Source organism: Thermoflexus sp. (assembly GCF_025055495.1).
GTDB lineage: Bacteria > Chloroflexota > Anaerolineae > Thermoflexales > Thermoflexaceae > Thermoflexus.
Window position 1 is genome coordinate 1 of sequence record NZ_JANWXB010000163.1, and the last position, 4,853, is coordinate 4,853.

4 protein-coding genes are annotated in these 4,853 nt (G+C 64.4%); all 4 read left to right on the forward strand.

What is annotated here, in order from left to right:
* The first annotated feature begins 153 nt into the window (after window positions 1–153).
* The 4 genes from NZM16_RS05700 to NZM16_RS05715 all read left to right on the forward strand — a co-directional run bounded on the left by NZM16_RS05700 (window position 154) and on the right by NZM16_RS05715 (window position 4,742).
* Window positions 154–1,089 carry a LysM domain-containing protein gene (locus NZM16_RS05700; protein ID WP_295453449.1) on the forward strand — a complete coding sequence of 312 codons (936 nt, stop codon included), beginning with the start codon at window positions 154–156 and terminating at the stop codon, window positions 1,087–1,089.
* Window positions 1,086–1,280, forward strand: a complete 195-nt coding sequence (locus NZM16_RS05705) for a hypothetical protein (protein ID WP_295453452.1) — start codon at window positions 1,086–1,088, stop codon at window positions 1,278–1,280. Before NZM16_RS05700 ends, NZM16_RS05705 begins: the two co-directional genes overlap by 4 nt.
* A 57-nt stretch (window positions 1,281–1,337) precedes the next feature.
* Window positions 1,338–2,879 carry a hypothetical protein gene (locus NZM16_RS05710; protein WP_295453454.1) on the forward strand — a complete coding sequence of 514 codons (1,542 nt, stop codon included), beginning with the start codon at window positions 1,338–1,340 and terminating at the stop codon, window positions 2,877–2,879.
* An 882-nt stretch (window positions 2,880–3,761) separates the two neighbouring features.
* Entirely contained in the window at window positions 3,762–4,742 is a 981-nt protein-coding gene (locus tag NZM16_RS05715; RefSeq protein WP_295453456.1) for a S1 RNA-binding domain-containing protein, read from the forward strand.
* Window positions 4,743–4,853: the final 111 nt, after the last annotated feature.

A 4,853-nucleotide genomic window follows, 5' to 3' on the forward strand; every position in this document is an offset into this window, starting at 1 on the left:
GGGGAGGGGGGAGAAAGGAGGGAGGGGCCATGGTTTTCCGGACTGGCTTCGGTTCCTCCCATCCTCGGTTTATAACTGGACAAAGCAACATCGGGAGGATCCAATTCGATGAGGGTTCCAATGAGAGGTTCTATCCGCACAGGAAGAGGGGGAATGGGATGGGGGGCGCTGATGTTGGCGCTGACTCTAACGGCGTGCGGTCGGGTCGTTTCAGAGCGTCCGACTCCCTCTCCATCGCCCGGTTCGGTGTTCACCATCCCCTCGACGGGCACGCCGGTCGTGGTGCGGGTGCCAACCCCCACCCTGATCCCTACGCCGACTCCCAGCCCGACGCCGATCATCTATGTGGTGCAACCGGGGGATACCCTTTACGGCATCGCCCTGAAATATGGGGTCTCGGTATCCGCCCTTCAGGAGGCGAATGGAATCGTGGATCCCGCCCTGCTACAGATCGGCCAGGAGCTGGTGATCCCGGCGCCGGGCCCGCAGGGCGCTCCGGTTCGTCCTCCGACCCCCACTCCGATGCCGCTGCTGATTCAGGGATTCGGATGCGCCGCCAGCGCCCTGGGCAGCCTGAGCTGCACCGGTGAGGTGGTGAACCCTCAGCCCCATCCCATGCGGAATGTTCAGGTGCAGATCGTCCTTCGGGATGGGGAGGGGCGGGAATTAAGCGCCGGGATCGCGGGAACTGGCCTGGACATCCTGACCTCCGGAGGGCGGTCTCCATTCGTCCTGGTTTTCAATACCATCCCGCCGGGTTATGCCCGCGCGGATGCGCGGGTGGTCCGCGCGGAGCCGACCCAGGAGCCCGGGAACCGCTACGGGCCGGTGGAGCTGATGCGCGCGGAGGGACAGGTGGAGCGGGCTGACTTTGTGGTCCGCGGTCAGGTCCGCAACGCCGATGCAGGACCGATGCGGCGGATCAACGTAGTGGTGGCCTTTTACGACGGACAGGATCGGCTGCTGGGGTTCCGGCAGGTAGTGTTCTCGGAGGAGCCGACCGGGCCAGGGATGACCCGGGACTTCGAGGCGCGGTTCGCAGCGGCGGGCGTGGAGACCTTTCGGGTGTTCGTGGAGGGACAGCGATGAACAAGCGGGCCCTGGGCGGGTTGATGCTGGGGATCGCAATACTGATCGCGGGAGCTCAGATCGGCGTGAACTGGCTCCGCCTGGGACGTTCGGCGGAATGGGGCCCGTTGCAGCAGGCGGCGCTGGGAGTGGCCGGGATCCTCGCCCTTTTGGCCCTCCCGCTCCTGTGGCGCGATGGCCGTCCAGCGTAGGGGCAAGGCATACCTCGCCCTTGCCGAAAACACTGAAATGCGGAGGATCATCCGCGGATGGCTGTCTCCTCCCTTTTGCAAACGCTCGGCACAAGGGCAGGCTCCCTTCTCTGGGCCCTGGTCGTCCTGGTTTATCTGGCGTATGGGGTGGTCTTCGGGATCTACGCCGCTTCTCTCCTTCAGTTCCCGTTCGATTACGACCAGGGCGAGGGGTTCGAGCTGCTGGATGCGGTTTATTTCTCCCGGGGAGAATGGCCGTATCGAGACATCGAGACCTATCCCTTTTATGCCTCGAATTATCCCCCGCTCTTTCATCTTCTGGCCGTTCCCCTGGTGTGGGCCTTTGGCCCCCGCTTGATCGCCGGCCGGCTGCTTTCGACCGCGGCGACCGTCACGCTGGCGGCCGCGGTGGGCCTGGCCGTCGGTCGGTGGACCCGGAGGTGGATGATCGGCCTCTGGGCGGGGGGGATGGTCCTGGCCTCGAATTATGTCTACCACATCGGCCCGCTCTCCCGCAGCCATATGACGATGGTCCTCTTCGAAACCCTGGCGGTGCTGGCCCTGGCCCGAGAGGAGGATTTTCCTTCCCGGCGGTCCCTGCTGCTGGGGTCGCTGGCGCTGATGGCAGCGGGCTGGACCAAACAGCACGCGATCATCACGGTGCTGGCCGTTTTTGCGTATCTCTTCCTGCGCCGTCCCCGGGCTGCGCTAACCTGGGCGATCCCTTTCGCGGGGGTGAATCTGGCGCTGTTCGCCCTGATCGATCTCGCCACCGGTGGCTACTGGTCTCTGCACATTATCGAGGCCAACATCAATGAATATGACTACCGTCAGGCCTTCTTTCTTTACAGCCAGTGGTTCCGTCTCCATGCGGTCGTTCTCCTCCTGGCGGCGGCGCTGGTCCTGTATGAGCTGTATTTCGACCGCCTCTCCCTGTTGAGCATCTGGGCCGTCTTCGCGGCAGCCGGAGGGGCGCTGGCGGGCAAATGGGGGGCGGGGGAATCGTATTTCATCACCGCGGTGGTGGCAGCGATCCTGGCCGCCGGTCGGCTGATCGCCCGCGTCGAGCGCTGGACAGCCGGACGCCCGATGGGGCGGGCCGCGGCGGCCCTGCTCATCCCCGTGGCCCTGCTGGGGCAAGCGGGTTTGGTTTTCCATCTGCCCACAGATCACCCATGGACCGCACCGGTGGCGCGCGGGCTGGGGCTGGAGGGGACACGCTACGTGGATACGGTCGGCTACACCCAGCTGGGCCATTTGCCGACGGCGGAGGATGTCCGCAATGGATGGCGGATCGTGGAGTTGGTGCGGGAAGCGCCAGGCCCCGTCTTCACGGAGGAGGCCTCATGGGCGCTCTGGGCGGGGAAGGAGCCGGTGACCAATCCCACTCAACTATTGAACCTTTACAAGAACGGGAAGTTGAATCCGGAACCTCTCATTCGAATGATCGAGGATCAGGCCTTCGGGATCGTGGTGTTGCGGGCACAGTTCTACCCCCAGCCCGTCCTGGACGCGATCGGCCAGGCTTATCGGCCCATCGCGGACATCCCGGTGAACGGATTTATCTACCGGATTCTGATCCCCCGGCGGCCTTCATAGCCTCCGCTTCCGGATTGTTTCAGGGGGCGCAGGTGGCCGAAGGTCGCCCGCGATCTCCTGAAAAGCGCTCCCCGATTGCCGGGTCGCCGCCTTCGTGATCTCCAATGGGGGGTTGGAACGTTCCTCTGCCCCCCCAGCCGGAGGCGAGACCCGGGGCAGGAGCGAACCTCCAAGCCCCGAAGGACCCTATCATGAGCGGGCCGCCCTCGCTCTGAACCTGAGTGCCTCGACAAGTCTGCATGGGGGACGCAGGGAGCAGACTGGCCCGGAGGGTGATGACCCACCCTCCCCATGGCCCTCTGGGCCGTGAGGAGGGGGAGACAAAATCTTTCGGGGGCAGTAGTGGAGCGTCACGCTTGCCCCCTTGGGACGATCCCTTCAATTTCGTTTGCCCCTCTTCCGCCTGTGGCTATAATGGCATAGGGATTGCGCCGTTGGGAGCCTGCCGGGCGAGGTGGGAGGGCTCCACCTCCAGGGGGAAGCGAACGGCGTAACTCCGAATGGCATCGAGCTTGCGCCATCGGCTCTCCTCGTTTCCCCTGCTCCCCCACCAGGAGGAAGGGGAAAGAAGTAGTTGAAGTAAGGATTTCGAGGCGGCTTCACGGCCCTGGAATTCCTTTTCCCTTTCCTACAAGGGAAGATGAGGAAAGGGGATCTGCCGCCAAACCGGAATGGTGGCGCTTGCTTGGAACGGATCGCGCTCCCTATTTGTCTGGCTTTGTGGGCGGCCTCGCCCGCCCACCGTATCCATCCCTCCCTCCTCCCCCAGGCCCTCGGGGCTTCGGGGGGGATCCAAGAGGGAGGGGCCATTGCCCTCGCATCTCCATCCGTCAGCAGTTAAGCACCACCCGATGATTTTAACGATGGAGGAGGGATCACCGGATGCGTGTCACTGAGCCAGGTTATGTGCCTCCCTCGGAGGATTACTGGATGGCGCTGATGACCCAGGGCGAGTTCGCTGCCTCTCCGGCTCCGGAAGCTGAGCCGGAGGAGATCTGGGAGGGTCTGGGGATGGGCCGCGGCCATCCCCTCCCCATGCCCAGCCCATGGGATCTGGAAAGCGGAGAGCCGGACTGGCGGGAGGCCCGGACGCTGCTGGAATCCGGCCAGCCTCTCACGGTCACAGTGGTCGGCTACAACCGGGGCGGATTAATCGTCCAGGCCGAACGGTTGCCCAGAGGATTCATCCCTGCCTCCCATCTCCTCCAGTTCCCCAACGCCCTAAATGGCCCATTCCGGAAGTCCGCGCTGGCCCGGTATGTGGGCCAGACCCTTCGGGTTCGGGTCATCGAAGTGGACGAAGTGGGCGGGCGCTTCGTTCTTTCGGAGCGGCTGGCGCATCAGGATGAAGCGCGCATTGAAGCGCTGCTCGCTGAGCTGCGGCCCGGGGAGGTCCGTCGGGGAAGGGTGACCAAGGTGACCGCCTTTGGAGCGTTTGTCGACCTGGGGGGCTTCGAGGGGCTGCTCCATCTTTCGGAGATGTCCTGGGGTCGGGTGACCGATCCCGGCGCCATCGTCCAGGCCGGCCAGGAACTGGAGGTCCTGGTGCTGGATGTGCTTCCTGAAGAGCGTCGGGTGCAGCTCTCTCTGAAGCGCTTGAAGCCGGATCCATGGGAAACGGTGGCCCAGCGCTATCGGGTGGGTCAGGTGGTGGAGGGGATAGTGACCACTGTGACCCATTTCGGGGCCTTTGTTCGGCTGGAGGAGGGGGTGGAGGGACTATTGCATGTTTCCGAGCTGGGTGACGTGGAGGTGAACCATCCTCGCGAAATCGTGCGCGAAGGACAGCGTCTGCAGGTCCGCATCGTGAACATTGATCCGGGGGCCCGACGGATCGGGCTCAGTCGGCGAGGATTCAGCTAAACGGGGCTTCCCGTTGTGTGTGGAGTCCTGGTAGCACTGATTATGACGGATCGCGCCTTCGATTCACAGGGGGTTGTGGGCGGGCGAGGCCGCCTTCGGCGGCCTCGCCCC

What these genes read in the sequence shown, in the direction of transcription:
- NZM16_RS05715 (WP_295453456.1), top strand. Translation starts at nt 3,762, where the DNA reads ATGCGTGTCACTGAGCCAGGTTATGTGCCTCCCTCGGAGGATTACTGG.
- NZM16_RS05700 (WP_295453449.1), top strand. Translation starts at nt 154, where the DNA reads ATGGGATGGGGGGCGCTGATGTTGGCGCTGACTCTAACGGCGTGCGGT.
- NZM16_RS05705 (WP_295453452.1), top strand. Translation starts at nt 1,086, where the DNA reads ATGAACAAGCGGGCCCTGGGCGGGTTGATGCTGGGGATCGCAATACTG.
- NZM16_RS05710 (WP_295453454.1), top strand. Translation starts at nt 1,338, where the DNA reads ATGGCTGTCTCCTCCCTTTTGCAAACGCTCGGCACAAGGGCAGGCTCC.